16 protein-coding genes and 1 tRNA gene are annotated in these 18,504 nt (G+C 34.5%); 16 read left to right on the plus strand and 1 reads right to left on the minus strand.

Annotation, left to right across the window (positions count from 1 at the left end; all coding sequences use genetic code 11):
• The first annotated feature begins 331 nt into the window (after positions 1 to 331).
• The 7 genes from BCB69_RS00980 to yihA all read left to right on the plus strand — a co-directional run bounded on the left by BCB69_RS00980 (position 332) and on the right by yihA (position 7,991).
• Positions 332 to 421, plus strand: a tRNA-Ser gene (locus BCB69_RS00980).
• Positions 422 to 489: 68 nt separating this feature from the next.
• Entirely contained in the window at positions 490 to 1,368 is an 879-nt protein-coding gene (locus tag BCB69_RS00985; RefSeq protein WP_022513923.1) for a YitT family protein, read from the plus strand.
• 152 nt (positions 1,369 to 1,520) lie between these two features.
• Positions 1,521 to 2,849: a trigger factor gene (gene tig / locus BCB69_RS00990; RefSeq protein WP_069176746.1), complete on the plus strand. Its 1,329-nt coding sequence runs from the start codon at positions 1,521 to 1,523 to the stop codon at positions 2,847 to 2,849.
• 122 nt (positions 2,850 to 2,971) lie between these two features.
• Complete coding sequence (clpP, locus tag BCB69_RS00995) at positions 2,972 to 3,574, plus strand: ATP-dependent Clp endopeptidase proteolytic subunit ClpP (protein ID WP_022513925.1); 603 nt, start codon at positions 2,972 to 2,974, stop codon at positions 3,572 to 3,574.
• A gap of 11 nt (positions 3,575 to 3,585) precedes the next feature.
• Positions 3,586 to 4,833, plus strand: a complete 1,248-nt coding sequence (gene clpX, locus BCB69_RS01000; protein WP_069176747.1) for an ATP-dependent Clp protease ATP-binding subunit ClpX — start codon at positions 3,586 to 3,588, stop codon at positions 4,831 to 4,833.
• Positions 4,834 to 4,959: 126 nt separating this feature from the next.
• Entirely contained in the window at positions 4,960 to 7,287 is a 2,328-nt protein-coding gene (lon, locus tag BCB69_RS01005; protein WP_069176748.1) for an endopeptidase La, read from the plus strand.
• A gap of 62 nt (positions 7,288 to 7,349) precedes the next feature.
• Positions 7,350 to 7,991 carry a ribosome biogenesis GTP-binding protein YihA/YsxC gene (yihA, locus tag BCB69_RS01010; RefSeq protein WP_069176749.1) on the plus strand — a complete coding sequence of 214 codons (642 nt, stop codon included), beginning with the start codon at positions 7,350 to 7,352 and terminating at the stop codon, positions 7,989 to 7,991.
• Positions 7,992 to 8,066: 75 nt separating this feature from the next.
• On the opposite strand, the gene BCB69_RS01015 is transcribed toward yihA, so the two are convergent.
• Positions 8,067 to 8,894 (minus strand): MetQ/NlpA family ABC transporter substrate-binding protein, encoded by an 828-nt coding sequence (locus tag BCB69_RS01015; RefSeq protein WP_022513929.1) that lies wholly within the window; start codon positions 8,892 to 8,894, stop codon positions 8,067 to 8,069.
• An 887-nt stretch (positions 8,895 to 9,781) separates the two neighbouring features.
• On the opposite strand from BCB69_RS01015, the gene BCB69_RS01020 reads away from it, so the two are divergent.
• The 9 genes from BCB69_RS01020 to truA all read left to right on the plus strand — a co-directional run bounded on the left by BCB69_RS01020 (position 9,782) and on the right by truA (position 18,058).
• Positions 9,782 to 11,050: an O-antigen ligase family protein gene (locus BCB69_RS01020; protein ID WP_069176750.1), complete on the plus strand. Its 1,269-nt coding sequence runs from the start codon at positions 9,782 to 9,784 to the stop codon at positions 11,048 to 11,050.
• 134 nt (positions 11,051 to 11,184) lie between these two features.
• Positions 11,185 to 12,720, plus strand: a complete 1,536-nt coding sequence (locus BCB69_RS01025) for an acyl-CoA carboxylase subunit beta (protein WP_069176751.1) — start codon at positions 11,185 to 11,187, stop codon at positions 12,718 to 12,720.
• Between the two features lie 32 nt (positions 12,721 to 12,752).
• Positions 12,753 to 13,193 (plus strand): hypothetical protein, encoded by a 441-nt coding sequence (locus tag BCB69_RS01030; protein WP_159049958.1) that lies wholly within the window; start codon positions 12,753 to 12,755, stop codon positions 13,191 to 13,193.
• A 43-nt stretch (positions 13,194 to 13,236) separates the two neighbouring features.
• Positions 13,237 to 13,734: an acyl-CoA carboxylase biotin carboxyl carrier protein subunit gene (locus BCB69_RS01035; RefSeq protein ID WP_069176753.1), complete on the plus strand. Its 498-nt coding sequence runs from the start codon at positions 13,237 to 13,239 to the stop codon at positions 13,732 to 13,734.
• Positions 13,735 to 13,846: 112 nt separating this feature from the next.
• Positions 13,847 to 14,605 (plus strand): HAD-IIB family hydrolase, encoded by a 759-nt coding sequence (locus BCB69_RS01040; RefSeq protein ID WP_022513933.1) that lies wholly within the window; start codon positions 13,847 to 13,849, stop codon positions 14,603 to 14,605.
• Between the two features lie 108 nt (positions 14,606 to 14,713).
• Positions 14,714 to 15,613, plus strand: a complete 900-nt coding sequence (locus tag BCB69_RS01045) for an energy-coupling factor transporter ATPase (protein ID WP_022513934.1) — start codon at positions 14,714 to 14,716, stop codon at positions 15,611 to 15,613.
• A complete protein-coding gene (locus BCB69_RS01050) occupies positions 15,589 to 16,458 on the plus strand; it encodes an energy-coupling factor transporter ATPase (protein WP_022513935.1) in 870 nt (289 codons plus the stop codon). Before BCB69_RS01045 ends, BCB69_RS01050 begins: the two co-directional genes overlap by 25 nt.
• Positions 16,448 to 17,248 carry an energy-coupling factor transporter transmembrane component T family protein gene (locus tag BCB69_RS01055; protein WP_069176754.1) on the plus strand — a complete coding sequence of 267 codons (801 nt, stop codon included), beginning with the start codon at positions 16,448 to 16,450 and terminating at the stop codon, positions 17,246 to 17,248. The genes BCB69_RS01050 and BCB69_RS01055 overlap by 11 nt, the downstream gene beginning before the upstream one ends.
• 12 nt (positions 17,249 to 17,260) lie before the next feature.
• Positions 17,261 to 18,058 carry a tRNA pseudouridine(38-40) synthase TruA gene (gene truA / locus BCB69_RS01060; protein WP_069176755.1) on the plus strand — a complete coding sequence of 266 codons (798 nt, stop codon included), beginning with the start codon at positions 17,261 to 17,263 and terminating at the stop codon, positions 18,056 to 18,058.
• Positions 18,059 to 18,504: the final 446 nt, after the last annotated feature.

Below are 18,504 nucleotides of genomic sequence, written 5' to 3' on the forward strand. Positions count from 1 at the left end.
GAAAAATATTTATCGAGAAGATATCCTATCATTATGAATAATAATAAAGGGAATACATCATAATAAATAACTAATATATAGTCCATGGAAATCTCCTTGTTTGATTATGTACCTGTATATATGTATAAGTATAGTATAACTTCTAAAAGAGGTAAATCTTTATAATTTATTAACAAGATTATTTAACGAGAGATTACCTGATGACTATTTTGATTACATTTAGGTTTACTTATAACATGAAAGTTGATGGGTAGATAACCATATTTCATGAATAAAAATATAAAGTACATTGACAGTTTTTGTTTTATTTTATAAAATATTAAAAGTTTATGGAGGGGTGTCCGAGTGGTTGAAGGAGGCGGTCTTGAAAACCGTTAACCTTTCGCGAGGTTCATGGGTTCGAATCCCATTCCCTCCGCCATAAAAGCACTGCATAACGGCAGTGCTTTTTATATATTTAATTAAAACTTGTATCGCTTTGGAGGAATTATGACCGAAATAATAAGAAAACTTTCCTTTAAAAAGTTGATTTTAAATTTTATAGGATTAACTCTTGGGGCTATGATTTATTCTGCCGGGCTACATTTATTTTTAGTTCCTAATAATATCATTGATGGTGGGGTTGTTGGTATTAGTCTTATTTTATCGGAGTTAACTAAAATTTCTTTTTCTTTTTGGGTAGTTATTTTAAATATTCCATTCTTTTATTTAGGGTATAAACGCTTAGGGAAAAGCTTAGCTGTTTTTGCTACGGTAGCAGTTGTTATTTTATCTTTCTGGACACATTGGTTTGAAACATGGCAGCCAATAACTACAGATCCTTTTTTAGCAACTATATTTGGTGGTGTAATTATCGGAATCGGGGTTGGGTTAGTTATACGGAGTGGAGGTTCTTTAGATGGAACCGAAATAGTAGCCATTTGGTTGGATAGAAAAATTTCTTTTTCTGTAGGAGAAATTGTATTATTTTTTAATATTTTTATTCTAGGAAGCGCAGGATTTGTATTTAATTGGAATAGTGCGATGTATTCTTTAGTTGCTTATTTTATTTGTTCTAAAGTAATAGATATAGTTACGGTCGGATTAGATGAATCTAAAGGAGTTCTTGTTGTTACTAATTATGGAGATGAAGTATCTGATGCATTAAATCATATGGGAAGATCTGTTACGATTCTTTACGGACAAGGCGGCTATCTTAAAAATGAAAAGAAAGTGCTATATCTTGTAGTAAGTCGATTAGAAGTAACTGCATTAAAGCAAGTAGTACATTCTATTGATGAACAAGCTTTCATTTCTGTTTTTGATGTGAGTGAAGTACATGGCGGTTTTACTAAAAAGAGGCAATTTATTTCCAATGATGATGGATAAAGGAATCGAACTCATTACTTGAAATCTATTCACTGTAGAAGCGTTTTGTTTGTGCTTTTATCGAATATATGCTATCATATATGATGCAATTTGTTTATGAAAATGAAAAAGGTATCATTGTTGGTATAACCAACTTAAGGAGGAGTCAATAAATGAATGTAAAGGTAGAGAATTTGGATCAGCATAAAGTAAAGGTAACTGTCGAAGTACCGGCTGATGACGTAGTGAAGGGCTTTAAACAAGCTGTTTCTCGTTTTGCAAATCAAGTCAAGTTAAAAGGTTTCCGCAAAGGTAAAGCACCACGTAAAGTGATTGAAATGTATCTTGGAAAAGAAGCTATTGAAGGCGAAGCAAAAGAAATCGTATTCAATCGTGCATTGGATCAGGCACTTCGTGATGAAAAGTTAGTTCCTGTTACTCAACCGGAAGTAAATGCTGAATCTTTTGATGAACAAAACGGCTCTACATTTACCGCTACATTTATTAAACGTCCGGAAGTAAAATTAGGAGCGTATACTGATTTGGAAGCTGTACGTACTAACCCCGTGATTACTGATGAGGATGTAATGGTACAGCTTAAGCAGACCGCACAAGCAAATGCTCGTTTAGAAGTAGCTAAGGATGCAGAACTTAAGAATGGTGATTTTGCTATTATTGACTTCAAGGGTACGGTAAATGGAGTTGCTTTTGAAGGGGGAGAAGGTAAAGCTTATCCGTTGGAAATCGGTTCAGGAAGTTTTATTCCGGGGTTTGAAGACCAGCTTAAAGGGTATAAAGCCGGTGATGACGTAGTTGTTAAAGTTACATTCCCAACAGAATACTTTGCAAAAGAATTAGCTGGTAAGGATGCAGAATTTGCTGTACATGTTTGTGATGTAAAACAGAAAGTACTTCCTGCTATTGATGATGATTTCGCAAAATCTATCAGCAAGCAAGAAACATTAAAAGACTTAATGGAAACGATGAAAGCGGAAATGCAGGGACGTGCAAGTTACCAAGCAAATCAGGCATATCGTCAAGCTCTCGTAGATTTAGCTATTGCTAATGCAGAAGTGGATATTCCTCAAGAAATGATTGACCAGCGTTTGGATGATATGATTGGTGAAATTCGTCATAATATTGAAGCACAGGGTCAGTCTTTTGATAGATATCTTAAGCAGTTAGATAAGACTGTAGATGACTTACGTAAAGATTATGCGGAAATGGCAGAAAAGAATGTTCGTGAAGGTCTTGTTCTTAATGCTATTGCGGATAAGGAAGAAATTCATCCGACTGAACAGGATATTAACATGGAAGTCTTTACTATGGCACAGCAGTTCAATGCAAATCCTCGTGAAGTAGTAAAGATTATTCAACAAGAAAATAGAGTGGGACTTCTCATTGATTCTGTTACCAGAAGAAAGGCAGCCTCTTTCTTAGTAGAAAAAGCTAAGAAAGAAGAGCCGAAAGTAGAAGAAAAAACGGTAGAAGAAAAGAAATAATTTGAAATAAATGTATATAAGGATACTAAGCCTACAAGCTTGGTAAAGAGAGGTGGCGCACATAGGGTGCGTCCTTCTCTATCTATAAAAGAAATATTCTTAATGAAAGAAAGGGTGGACATATGTCATATGTACCGATTGTTATAGAACAGACTGCACGCGGAGAAAAATCTTATGATATCTACTCTAGATTATTAAAGGATCGTATTGTATTTCTTGATGGAGAAATCAATGATCAAGTAGCTAATATTGTTGTTGCACAGCTCCTTTTTTTAGAGGCGGAAAATCCGGATAAGGATATTCATTTATATATAAACAGTCCGGGAGGAGTGGTTACTGCCGGATTGGCTATTTATGATACTATGCAATATATAAAGCCGGATGTATCTACTATATGTATCGGCTCCTGTGCCAGTATGGCAGCAGTACTTCTTACTGCCGGTGCAAAAGGGAAACGATATGCATTACCGCATGCTAATGTTATGATTCATCAACCTCTTGGTGGAGTACGTGGTCAAGCTACTGATATTGAAATTCATGCGAAAGAAATTCTTCGATTACGTGAAGAACTCAATCACATATTGGCTTCTCATAGTGGACAATCTATTGGAACAATTCAAGAAGATACCGAACGAGATAATTTTATGACTGCAAAAGCAGCTTTGGAGTATGGTCTTGTTGATAAAATTTTAAGTAGGAATGAATTAATAAATTCAGATAAGTAAGGAGGTTTTCTGTGAGCGATACTTTAAAAACAACCACTCCTGTATGTAGCTTTTGTGGAAGAACTGCAGAAGAAGTAGATCGCATTATTGCAGGACCTGATGTTTATATTTGTAATGAATGCATTGAAGTTTGTGAAAATATTTTAGTACAGGAAAGAAGACAAGCCAAGAAAAGAGATTTAAAAAAGTTCGATATTCCGGTTCCTAAAGAAATCAAAAAATATTTAGATGAATATGTTATAGGGCAGTTAGATGCCAAAATTGCATTAGCTGTAGCCGTATATAATCACTACAAGCGCATTATGGATACGGAAGAAGATGCGGTTGAACTTCAGAAATCTAATATTATTATGTTAGGGCCTACCGGTAGTGGAAAAACTTTATTAGCACAAACTTTAGCGCGTTTTTTAGATGTGCCGTTTGCAATAGCAGATGCCACTAATTTGACAGAAGCGGGATATGTTGGAGAAGATGTTGAAAACATATTACTCCGATTAATTCAAGCTGCAGATTATGATATAGAAAAAGCAGAACGTGGAATTATTTATATTGATGAAATAGATAAGATTGCAAAAAAGTCCGAAAATCCGTCTATTACACGTGATGTATCCGGAGAAGGTGTACAACAAGCTCTTCTTAAAATTTTAGAGGGGACGGAAGCAAGTGTTCCGCCTCAAGGTGGAAGAAAACATCCCAATCAAGAAATGATTCATATTGATACCGGTAACATTCTGTTTATCTGTGGCGGTGCATTTGACGGCATGGAAAGAGTTATCGAAGATCGTATGACTAAAAGTACGATCGGATTTGGTGCAGATATCAAAACTAAGGCGGATAAAGATAAGAAAAATTTATTACAGGAAATTGAACCGGAAGATTTGCTGAAGTTTGGATTAATTCCTGAATTTATAGGAAGGTTACCGGTTGTTGTAACTTTAGATAAATTAGATGAGTCCGCTTTAATTCAAGTGTTAACAGAGCCTAAAAATGCATTGATAAAGCAGTATAAAAAGCTGTTAAAGTTAGATAAAGTAGAATTAGAGTTTGAGGAAGATGCCATTCAATCTATAGCACAGCAAGCTATCGAGAGAAATACAGGAGCTAGAGGGCTTCGCTCTATTATTGAAAAAATCATGCAAGGGGTCATGTATGAAATACCTAGCATGAAGAATGTAGATAAGTGCATTGTAACCAAAGATGTAGTTACACAACGAAAACAACCTGTACTTATTCATAAAGATATGTCTATAGAAAAATAGATAGCAATAAAAACTCACTGTGTGTGCCAGAAGAGAATCCTTTGGAAGATTCTCTTCTGGCATAATGTATTATTTCTACAGAAATAAACTTGACTATGATACAATAAGCACAATGGAGGATTAAATATGATTGATATAGAAAATAAAGAAACTGTAACACGTTCTATCGTTGCATTACGTGATATGGTTGTTTTTCCTAGAATTACCACAAATCTTGATATTGGTAGGGCGGATTCAGTAGCAAGTGTGCGCAGTGCTTCTTCCAATGATAGATATCTTATTATGGTTATGCAAAAAGATCCTAATGTAGAAGAACCTAATGAATCTGATTTACATACGGTAGGAACTTTAGTGAAAATAGAGCAAATGCTACAGCTTCCCGGCGGGATTATTCGAGTTCTTGTCAAAGGAATATCTAGAGTAAAGGTAATGGCAGTTACCAGAAACAATAGCCATTTAATCGGAACTTACAGTCCTTTAGATGTAGAAAGCGAAAAACCTATTGAAGAAGAAGCTTACCGAAGAACTATTATGCGTAGGTTTTTTGATTTGCTTCATGAAACTAAACAAGGACTTCCGGATAATATTGTTTCTGAAATTAGAAGTATTACCGATCCGGGGCATTTAGCGGACTTTGTTGCGTCACAAATTCCTATTCGTGCAGAAAAGAAGCAATTTGTATTAGAAACTACTTCTATTTCTGAACGTATGAAGATGGTATCTGCTTATCTTAATGATGAGATTGAAATTGGAGAAATTGAAGCACAAATTAATGGTAAAGTACGTGCTAATATGGAAAAAGATCAGCGAGATTACTTCTTACGTCAAAAAATTAAAACCATTCATGATCAGTTGGGTGATCGTATATCCGAAGAGGAAGAAGCACAAGAATATAGACAAAAATTAGAAACAAGCGGTATTCCTGAAGAATATAAGAAAAAAGTGAATAAGGAAATTTCACGTTTGGAAACTATGCCGTCTATGATGGCAGAAACTGCTATTATTCGAAATTATTTAGACTGGATTTTTGACATTCCTTGGAAAAATGAAAGTAAGGATAATCTGGACTTGGTTCGGGCAAAATTACTTTTGGATGAAGACCATTATGGATTAGAAAAAATAAAAGAAAGAATTCTAGAGTATTTAGCTGTACGCATTTTAGCACCGGAAGCCAAAGGTCCTATTTTGTGTTTTGTAGGACCACCAGGAGTTGGTAAAACCAGTTTGGCACATTCTATTGCCCGTTCTTTAGGACGTAAATTTGCACGTATTTCTTTAGGCGGAGTTCATGATGAGGCAGAAATCCGAGGGCATCGACGAACATATATCGGAGCTATGCCTGGGCGTTTTATAGAAGCTATGGAACAAGCAAAAACTGTCAATCCATTGCTACTGTTGGATGAAATTGATAAAGTAAGTTCTGATTTTAGAGGAGATCCGGCTTCTGCACTTTTAGAAGCATTGGATCCGGAACAGAATAAATCTTTCCACGATAATTTTATTGATATTCCTTATGATTTATCTAAAGTGTTTTTTATCGCAACCGCTAATACTTTATCTACGATTCCTTCCGCTTTATTGGATCGTATGGAAGTCATTTCATTATCCGGTTATACCGAAAATGAAAAAATGGAAATTGCAAAAAAATATTTAGTGCCGCGCCAGAGAACACAAAATGGATTAACAGCTAAGCAGATTCGCTTTACTGATGCGTTACTTCGTAAAATCATTCGTTTCTATACGAGAGAAGCAGGTGTAAGAGAGTTAGAACGTACTATTGGTACTTTATGTCGTAAAGTCGGCAAGAAAATTGTAATGAAAGATGATACCATGCCTTCGTTATCAGCCAAAACTCTTGACACTTATCTTGGTCCTGTGAAATTCATGCCGATGGCAGAGGAACATCCAGCTGCAGTAGGTCGAGTGAATGGTTTGGCATGGACACAGGCAGGTGGTGAAGTACTTGATACAGAAGCGATTGCCATTGCAGGGAAAGGAAGACTTACTTTAACCGGTCGACTTGGAGATGTAATGAAAGAATCTGCATCTACGGCTTATACATATGTAAAGAGTCGTGCAGAAGATCTTCAATTAAAAAATGATTTTTGGGAAAAATTAGATCTTCACATTCATTTTCCGGAGGGGGCAGTTCCTAAAGACGGACCATCGGCAGGGGTGACTATTGTAACAGCTATTGCTTCTGCTGTGACTGGGAGAAAAGTTCGTAGTGATACCGCAATGACCGGTGAAATTAATTTGTTGGGCGAAGTGCTTCCGATTGGTGGAGTAAAAGAAAAAGTATTAGCTGCTGATCAATTGGGGATTAAACAAGTACTTTTACCGGAAAAAAACAAAAAAGATGTGGAAGAAATTCCGGAAGATGTGCGTGACAGAATGCATATTGTATTTGTTAAGCATGCAGATGAAGTACTTAAACATGCGCTGATGAAATAAAGGATTGCAGGGAAACCTGCTTCCTTTTTTACGTATTTTCACGATGCCTATAGGAGGTTTACATGGCTGAGATAAAAGAAATAAGCAAATTTCATATTTTTTCAGCAACTTATCAAGGGTCAACTGTTCGTTGGGATACTTTTTCTGTTCAAGATAAATTGGAAATTGCATTTATCGGGAGATCTAATGTAGGGAAATCTTCTTTGATTAACTCGCTTTGTGGCAATAGAAAATTAGCTCGTGTCAGTAGAGAGCCGGGTAAAACACGTACGATTAATTTTTATGATGTACAATCACGTAGACAAGTAGATGGCGTGGAAGAACGACAACGATGGCATTTAGTAGATTTACCCGGATATGGTTTTGCTAAAACTAATAATAAAAATACGGCAGATTGGTCTACTTTTATTGCGGAATATATAAAAAAGTCTCCGCAGCTTGCACTTTTATGCTTGTTAGTAGATGCAAGACATCCCGGACTTGCTATTGATAGAGAGGCTTATGCATGGCTTTGTGGTTTGCATATACCGCTTCAAATTATAGCAACTAAAGGTGACAAACTAAATGCTGGAGAGAAGAATAAAAATAAACGTGAAATAGCAAATTTATTTCCTACCAATCATTCTCCAATTCTATATTCCTCGTTAAAAGGATATGGAAAGGCAGAATTATTGAGTTTATTAGAAAATATAATTTGTCGATAATAGGAGATATCTATTTTAGTTATAAATCAAAAAGACAGTGAGTGTTCACTGTCTTTTTGATTTATAATACATTTATTATTTAGTTGAAAATGCAGGGATGATACTACCCTTGTACTTTTGTTCGATAAATGTTTTTGCTTCTTCACTTGTTAATGCTTTAATGAGTTTTTGAAGTTCAGGTCTATTTTCATTTCCGCTACGAACTGCAATAATATTTGCATAAGGAGAATCTGTTCCTTCTGTTAGAATGGCTTTGTTAGGATCTAACTTAGCATCTAATGCGAAATTCATGTTAATAATTGCTAAATCGGTATCTTGTAAAGTACGAGGCAATTGCGGAGCTTCTAGTTCTGTAAATTTAAAGTGATGTGGATTTTCAATAATATCCTGTGGTGTAGCGGTTAAGGAGGCTGCATCACGAAGTTTGATTAAACCTGCAGATTGCAATAGTAATAAGGCACGTCCTTCATTAGTGGGATCGTTAGGAACTGCAATAGTTGCACCGTCTTGTAATTCTTGAATAGATTTTACTTTATCCGAGTAAGCGGACATCGGTTCAATATGTACGCCACCTAATGAAACAAGTTGCAATCCTCTCGTTTCGCAAAACTCTTTTAGATAGGGTTCGTGTTGGAAAAAGTTGGCATCCAGACTGCCATCGCTCAATGCCAGGTTAGGTTGTACATAATCATTAAATTCAACAATTTCTAAATTTACCCCTTCTTTAGCTAATTGGTCTTTCACTGCATTTAATATTTCCGTATGGGGAGAAGGGGAAGCTCCTACTTTAATAGTGGATGCTGTTTGAGAACTTACATTTTTTTCTGTTCCGCAAGCGGTAAGAACTCCTGCAGTAAGAATGCCTGCACAAATAATTGCGAATGCTTTTATACTTGTTTTCATAATATATAGTTCCTCCTTAATAATTAGTGAATGCTATTTAGTATGTGAATAGAATATCAAACTTTTAGTTATTTTAAAAATACAGGTTTAATATAACTTGATATAGCTTAAATGAATACCTGCTCTTGAAAATTAAAAAATTCTCATCTTTTTTAAAACAACTAAATAACAAACACATCATATCTAGACGGTTACTTAATATTATAGTATGATAATCTCAGGTGATGCTATCAATCCGACTAATTGCCAAATAAAGGCGAATACATTTTAATCATTTTTTAAACACCTCTTTTCCTTTTACTATTTTGTAAAGGAGAAGAGGTGTTTAAATATGGCAGTTATAATCAAGTGTACGAATGTTATTAATAAAATATAAGATAAATAAAAATCTTGTAATTGAAGGTAAAACACAAACAGAATTAGCTAACCAAACTAAGCGTAAGTTTTAAATTTTTAAAAGAAAGATTCAGTTGGAATCCATAGAATAACGGGATTTATCTATGTAACCTATATGTGATAACCTTTTGATATGTATAAAATTAATTTATCAACAATAGGTATTTCTATAGGTATTTCTATAGGTTATTCTGTTATGATTTTTTAGTATTTCATGTCATCTCACTATATAAAAAATAGTATATATTTTTAGTTTATGCATGTATTATATGGTACGAATAGAAGAGAAGCATTGATATAATTAAATTCATCTGAATATCTTCCTCTTGTAGATATTGTTATCTATAAGAATGTAGTGTAGAGTATGGTATTTAAAAGATTAAATTTTAAATATATCAAACGGCTGCATGTATTTATAAGCATAGATACTTTATTGTGATATAATAAAGTAATAAAAAGCAGAAAATAGCTTACTGATAGAAGGAGTATATATGCAAAATCAAAAGGGAATAATTTCCCTGTGCTCTAGAGAAAATATAGGTAAACTTCTTTATGTGACAGTTTTTTTATTGCCTTTAACAACATGGTTTTATATACCGTTAGTGATAGCTTTTTTGATGTCTATATATCGTATGTATGCTGTAAGGCAAGTGGAGTGGAAAGCAGGATCGCTTTGTGAAGTAGGTGCTGCTTTTTTAATATGCTCATTTTGCTCAGTTATTAATTCTTTAGATAAAATATTTAGCATATTTAATTGGTTTTTTTTACCTTGTATGTATGCCATATTATATATGCTTATTGTTTCTTATTTGGATACTATAAAAAAGAAAAAAAAGTTACTTTTGTGTTTTTTAGGAGCGGCAGCTACTGTAGCGGGATATGGGATATGGCAATATATTCATATTGACTATATGATTGCTCATGTGATAAATCAGGAATGGGTAGATACTAAAGAATTTCCTCACTTGTATCGCAGAATGTATTCGACACTGGAGAATCCCAATCTTTGTGCAACCTACTTTTTAATTGTGATTAGTTATGTAGGAGCGTTCTTTTTGTTTGAAAAAGAAATAAAAAATAAAGTTATTTTAATGGGAATAGGTAGTGTAGCTACTCTTTGTTTAGCACTTACTTATTCTAGAGGAGCTTGGATTAGTCTATTATTTATTTTATTTATCTATGCATCTATATATGATAAGAAAATCTTTACTCTTTTTACATTGGTTCCTTTTATACTTTATTTTTATGAAGGACAAGTTGTTTTAAGATTTTTATCATTGTTTTCCACTCACGATACTTCTGTTGGTATGCGGTTTACTTTGTGGGCGAATACATTGGATATAATTAAAGATTTTCCTTTATTGGGCTGTGGTTGGGGAACTTTTTATTTAACATATCCTATGTATGATTCTTTAGTTAAAGACGCGGGAATACTTATATATCATGCACATAATATGTATCTTTCGATGATTGCAACTATTGGATTTTTAGGTGCTTTTTCTTATTTTTTTATACTATTTGGACATGCGTGGTATGCGTGGAGATTGTATTCAACAGTAACGAATTCTTTTTATAAAGCGATGGGATTAGGTACTTTAGCTGCGGTAGCGGCTATTAGTGTAAATGGAATAGGAGATTACACCTTATTCAGTGTTTCTATCTCTATGTGTTATTGGTCTATGATGGCTTTATTTATGAGTTGTTACGTAGATATAAGTCATTCTACAGAACCGAAAGAACAAGATTCTATGCGTCAGTAAATTCCAATTAGCACAAGGTGTTAATACGTGGTGAAATATGCTATAATAAATGCCGATATATAGAGAATTTATATTTAAAATTTATAGAAAAATTTATGTAATCATAGTAAAGAAACCAATTTGGGAGGTATATAATGGCATCTGTTGCTGAAAAGATGGAGCTTCTTCATCAAAAACTCGAACATATCCAAAAAATGGGTGGAGAAAAACAGATAGAAAGACAGCATTCACGCGGAAAATTAACAGCACGTGAACGTTTGAATTTGTTATTTGATGAATCTTCTTTTGTCGAAATTGGTGCATTGCGTAAGCATAATTGCCATTATTTTGGGCAGGAGACTAAAGACCTTCCGGCAGATGGAGTTATTACCGGATATGGTACTGTTAATGGGCGTCTTGTATTTGCTTTTGCACAAGATTTTACAGTGAGTGGAGGCTCATTGGGAGAGGCTCATGCTTCAAAAATTGTAGAAGTTCAAAAAATGGCAATAAAAGTAGGGGCTCCTATTGTAGGAATGAATGATTCAGGTGGGGCACGTATTCAAGAAGGCGTATCTGCACTTGCCGGATTTGGCGATATGTTTATGCAAAATACATTGGCATCCGGAGTTATTCCACAAATTTGTGCTATCATGGGACCTTGTGCCGGTGGCGCCGTATACTCTCCTGCCTTAATGGATTTTGTATATATGGTTAAAGATACCGGACAAATGTTCTTGACCGGACCTAAAGTAGTAGAATCTGTTACCGGGGAACAAATCACAGCAGAGGAACTTGGTGGTGCTATGGCTCATAATAGTATTTCCGGGGTGTCTCAGTTTGCAGCAGAAAATGATGAAGACTGTATTGCGCAAATTCGATACCTTTTATCTTTCTTACCAAGCAATAATATGGAAGACTCTCCTATTATGGATACAGATGATGAACCAACAAGAATTGATCCTGCTTTAGATTCTATTATTCCGGACGAAGCAAATACTTCATATAATATGTATCAGATTATAGAATCTTTGGTAGATAAAGGGGAGTATTATGAAGTATTAAAGCATTGGGCTAAGAATGCAATTACAGCATTTGCACGTATGGACGGGCAAACCGTAGGTATTGTAGCAAATCAGCCACAAATAATGGCAGGCTGTTTGGATTATAATGCTTCGGATAAGATAGCTCGTTTTGTACGCTTCTGTGATTGTTTTAATATTCCTTTAGTTACTTTGGTAGATGTACCCGGATTTCTGCCAGGTAGTCAGCAGGAACATGCCGGTGTTATTCGACATGGGGCGAAGATTTTATATGCATATTGTGAAGCTACGGTACCTAAAATTACTGTTATTACACGTAAAGCGTATGGCGGTGCTTATATAGGTATGTGCTGTCGCCAGTTAGGTGCTGATCAAGTATTTGCATGGCCATCTTCAGAAATTGCAGTTATGGGTGCGGAAGGGGCAGCAAGAATTATTTTTAGAAAAAATACACCGGAAGAGCAGGCTAAATTAACAGAAGAGTATAAGCAAAATTTTGCATCACCATATCAAGCAGCAGAACTTGGTTATGTAGATGCAGTTATTGATCCTAAGTACACTCGTCCGTCTATCATTAATGCATTAAAAATGTTGGCGAGCAAGCATCAAGTACATCCATCTAAGAAACATGGAAGTATGCCACTTTAATTTATGTATGTGATGTAGAAAGGGTAATATACATGAGTAAGATAGTGATAGGAATTAGCATATTTACAGTAATAGTTACATTGAGTGTACTATATATGCTTAACCGTATTTTGACTGCCATAAAATTACATACAAAAGAAACCCAAAAAACAGTGTCAGTTGTAAAAGAGGTGGCTTTACCGGTAGAAAAAATTGAGACCACTCAAGAAAAAACAAAAGAAATACAAAAGGAGATTGTACCGAAGATAGCAAAGGAAGTTGTCAGAGAAGTCGTATCGATTTCTACGCTTCCTACTTCTAAATATCCTTCAACGGTTGAGGTTACTCCGGAACCGGCTGTAGTTGCCGCTATTATAGCTGCTATTCAATGTATGGGAATTAGAGGAAAAATAGTTTCTATCCGTCCACGAGTTTCTGAGCGGTGGAAAATGGCGGGGCGCATAGAAAATATTTCTAATTCACAAAGATTTTAATGAACTGGTTAAAAGTAATAAATAAAAATCCGAGGAGGATATAATGAGAAAATTTTCAGTAAAGGTCAATGGACATGTATATGATGTAGAAGTTACGGAATGTACAAATGGGAATTCTATGGGAACGGTTGGAATGGTGTCAGCACCTGTTACTACGTCAGCACCAACAGCACCGGTAGTACCTAGAACTGCACCTACTGTATCCGCACCTATACATCCACAACCCACAACATATTCTTCTGCTCCTGCACGTTCTTCTGCTGCATTAGAGCGATTAATGAATAAAGCAGAACATAAAGAAGATAAACAGCCGGTAGTTGCTGAAGGTGGCTTGCAGGTTAAGGCACCTATGCCGGGGAAAATTACTTTTATTACAGCAAAAGTAGGAGAACCTGTAAATAAAGGTGATGAGTTAATGGTTCTTGAAGCTATGAAGATGGGGAATACAATTACGGCTCCCGTATCCGGTGTAGTTAAGGCAATAAATGTAAATGTTGGACAGGTTGTACAAGGGAAGCAAACTCTTTGTACGATTGAGTAAGTGAATAAAAGTCATGCATAAAAGCATGACTTTTTTGCTATCCGGTTATAAATTGCTACTATGGTACAATGTGTTACAGGACTATTATAATAAAAATTTTGAGGAGAAAATTTTGAGAAAGTATTTCTTTTTTGATATTGACGGAACGCTGACTTCTCCACTTGATTCATGTATTCCCAGGAGCACAGTTAATGCTTTAAGAGAGTTGCAAAACAAAGAGGGAACTCTTGTGTTGGCAACGGGAAGATTACAATGTGACGCTATTTCCCTGGCACACGAATTAGGGATTGATTCAGTTATTTCCGATGGAGGAAATGGTGTAACTATCCATAATCAGATTATATGTCATGAGAGTCTTCCGCTAGTGAGTTGTAAAAAATTTTTAGAAGGAATTCAAGGTGTTTATTCGTGGGCAATTACTGTAGAAAATAAGATGCAAAAATATACTTTAGATACTTCTTATCTGGAAGAAACCGGAGATTCTTACTATGAAACCATTGTAGTTCCTGATTTTGATATACATACGATAAAACAGGTGTTTAAAATCTTTGTATCTTGCCCGTTGGAAGAAGAATCGAATCTTAATTTTTATGGATTAAGCCATGTCCGTCTTAAAAATGATATTCTTTTAATAGAGCCTACTTCCAAAGAACGGGGTATTTTTAAGTTTCTCCAAAGTAAGAATGTGCAAAATTATGAAGTGGTGATATTTGGAGATGGATTAAATGATTGTTCTATGTTTAGAAAAGAATGGATGTGCATCGCTATGGGGAATGCACATCCATTGTTAAAAAACAAAGCCGCTTATGTAACGGATAATGTGGATGAAAATGGGATTTATAATGCATTAAAACATTTTAAATGGATATAGTTTTTATTATAAAGACAGATAATATATTTATACATTGACAATTTTAATTGTGTTTTTTTATTATTAGAGGGGTTTACATTTACTTATAAAATAATAGAGTGGGGCTATATGGAATTTATAAATAATTCAAGTAATAAAGAGATACATCAGAGAAATGACCAAGAAAATTTAATCACAATCAATAAATTGACACATATATATGAAACAGAAGATAAAGAACCTTTTTATGCACTTAAAGGAGTTTCTTTAGATATTTATAAAGGTGAATTTCTGGCTGTTATAGGAACAAATGGGTCGGGAAAATCTACATTAGCTAGACATTTAGATGGGATTTTACTTCCTAGTGAAGGAGATGTAATTATTAATGGATTGTCTACATCTAATTCTGAGAATACTTGGCAGATTAGGCAAACTGTAGGAATGGTTTTTCAAAATCCGGATAATCAACTAGTCGCATCTATTGTAGAAGATGATGTTGCTTTTGGTCCGGAAAATTTAGGTGTTCCCAGAGAAGAAATTATCAAACGTGTGACGCAAGCACTACAGCGAGTAGATATGGAATCTTATAAACATCATGCAACAGGTATGTTATCCGGAGGACAAAAACAGCGAGTAGCTATTGCGGGCGTTTTAGCTATGCATCCACAATGTATTGTTTTAGATGAACCGACTGCTATGTTAGATCCTTCCGGTCGAAAAGAAGTTATGGATACGATTCAATATCTTAATAAGAATCTTGGTATTACCATTGTTTTGATTACACACTTTATGGAAGAAGCTGTTATGGCGGATCGTGTGGTAGTTATGAATAGAGGTCAGATTGTTAAACAAGGCTCTGCACGAGATGTATTTTCTGATGTAAAAGGGTTGAAAAACACAGGATTAGATGTTCCGGTTCCTACTGAAATATCTTATTACTTAGCAGAAAAGGGAGTTTCTATTAGCAATAATTGCATGACAAATGAGGAATTGGGAGACGAATTATGTCAATTCAGGTTAAAGAAATAAGTTATATTTATGGAAAAGGGACTCCTTATGAAAAAAAGGCTCTTGATAATATTACTTTAACGATTAATAAAGGCGAATTTGTTGGTATTATTGGACACACCGGAAGCGGAAAGTCAACTTTTATCCAACATCTTAATGGACTATTGCATCCTACACAAGGAAAAGTAACTATTGATGGTGTAGATTTGGCGGGAAAACACAAAGAAGTTCTAGACAAAAGGCATACTGTCGGTATGGTGTTTCAATATCCTGAACAACAACTTTTTGAAGAAACGGTAGCAGCAGATATTGCATTCGGGCCTAAAAATTTAGGATTATCAGAAGAGCAAATAACAGAAAGAGTAAAAGATGCTATGCAATTTGTACAGTTGGATTATGATACTTATGCAGAGCGGTCTCCGTTTCGCTTATCAGGAGGACAACAACGACGTGTTGCTATTGCAGGTGTAATTGCTATGCACCCACAGTTTTTGATTATGGATGAACCCTCTGCTGGATTAGATCCAATTGGACGAGAACGTATATTTTCACAAGTAAAAAAGTGGCATGAAAAAAATAAATTTTCAGTTATTTTAGTTACGCATAATATGGAAGATATAGCAAGACTTGCTAATCGTTTATTAGTCATGAAACAAGGAAAGATTGTATTGGATGGACATCCTATAGACTTATTTTTAAACCATAGGAAAGAATTATTACATTGTGGTGTAGATGTGCCACCTCTCACAGATACCTTGTTATATTTGAAAGATAGAGGTATTCCTGTTCCTGAAAAAGCAACAGAAATAAAAGATGCAATAAATAAAATGGCAGGAATGCTAAAAGGAGAATCATATGTTGACTGATATTACATTAGGGCAATATTATCCGGGAGAGTCCTTTATTCACCAAATGGATCCACGAACCAAAATTGTATGTACGATGATTTTTATTGCCGCTATATTTTTAGCATCTTCTCCACTTTCTTATGTAGTAATAACCGGGTTCTTAGCACTCACTATTTTTTACTCGAATATACCTCTCAAATTGGTTGTTAAATCCATTAAACCATTGTGGTTTATTTTAATATTTACATTTTTAATTCATATATTTACAACTCCGGGACAAATGTTCTTTACCTTCGGAATTATTCATGCCAGTAAAGAAGGAATTGTTTATGGTGCTTATATGACATTGCGTTTAGTTTATCTTATTACTTTTTCATCCTTATTAACTTATACTACAAGTCCCATTGTGTTAACTGATGGTATAGAAGCTCTTTTAATGAAGTTTCATAAATTAGGAGTTCCTGCACATGAATTGGCAATGATGATGTCTATTGCATTGCGTTTTATTCCTACTTTATTAGAAGAAACAGATCGTATTATGAAAGCACAAGTTTCTCGAGGTGCAAATTTTACTACGGGAAGTATTATGCAGAAGGCTAAAAGTATGATTCCTGTACTGGTTCCTTTATTTGTTTCGGCTTTTCGTCGTGCTGATGATTTGGCCACTGCTATGGAAGCAAGATGTTATCGAGGCGGAGAAGGACGAAGTAAAATGCATCAACTTTGTTATACAAATAAAGATAGGATTGGTTTTGCAGCTGTCATGTTGGTAACTCTTATTTTACTAATAATGAGAGTCGGTATTTAAAAATGGAGTAATATGAGAAATATATGGATGACAGTATCTTATGAAGGTACCAATTATGCAGGCTTTCAGAGGCAACCCACAAGAATGACAGTACAACAGTTGTTAGAAGATGCGCTAGAAAAACTTACTCAGAAAAAAACAATCGTATATTTTGTAGCACGTACAGATGCCGGTGTACATGCTTGGGGGCAAGAATGCACATTTTATACGGAGTCAAAAATTCCGGGAGATAGATTTTGTTATGCAATCAATGCTATGTTACCTAAAGATGTACGTGTACTACAAAGTCGGGAAATGGAAGAAGATTTTTCTGTAAGACGCATGAATTATGGAAAAACATATGGATATATTCTTTCTGAGAGAAAAGAAGAGTCTCCTTTTTTAAGAAGATATTGTTGGTCAGTGGGAAGATTGCTAAATGATAATCTTATGAGAGCTGCCTCAGAAGTATTAATAGGGGAACATGATTTTACTTCTTTTAGGGGAAATAATTCTGTACCGGCCAATCCGATACGGAATTTGATAGATATTCAAATAATACGTGATGAACATATAGTCAGAATTTATGTTACCGGTGAGGGTTTTTTGTATCATATGGTAAGAAATATTGCAGGAGCACTTGTTGATATAGGTACCGGTGTAATGACGAAAGAACAGCTTATGCATATATTAGAAGTAAAGGATAGAAAACAATTAGGAATGACAGCTCCTGCAGAAGGATTAGCACTTTTGCATGTATACTTTAATCCGGTGCAAAAAGAAGATATTCATAAAACTATAAAGCAGGCATTTTGGCCCTGGACCAAGTAGAGGTACAGGGCTTTTTAGTTACAAAATATGATAAACAAATATTTACTATATAGCTTTTGTATAATTCATAAGAAGTAAAAGAATGAATACTAGGTAAATATATATAGAAGATAATGGTAATATATTATCTTTACATTTCTTTAATTTTGATATAGGAGTAAATAAAAACTGCCATTTGGCAGTTTTTAAAATATTTTAAATATCTTTAAGATAGCTAAGAATAGGATTAGATGGATAATCAACATATTAAATATTTCTCCCTATTGTTTTTACTATTAAAAAATATAGATTATTGGATTGACAAGAAGCTTTTTATTGATTTTATTGCATAATTATTATCAGAGTAAATTACTAATAATTAAAAAGAAAAAGTTTATAAATTTTATAAAACTATCCTTTAGATTTAAGATGTGGTATTATTTATATAAATTCGAACGATTTAATCA

This window comes from Dialister pneumosintes (assembly GCF_001717505.1).
GTDB classification, from domain to species: Bacteria; Bacillota; Negativicutes; order Veillonellales; family Dialisteraceae; genus Allisonella; species Allisonella pneumosinta.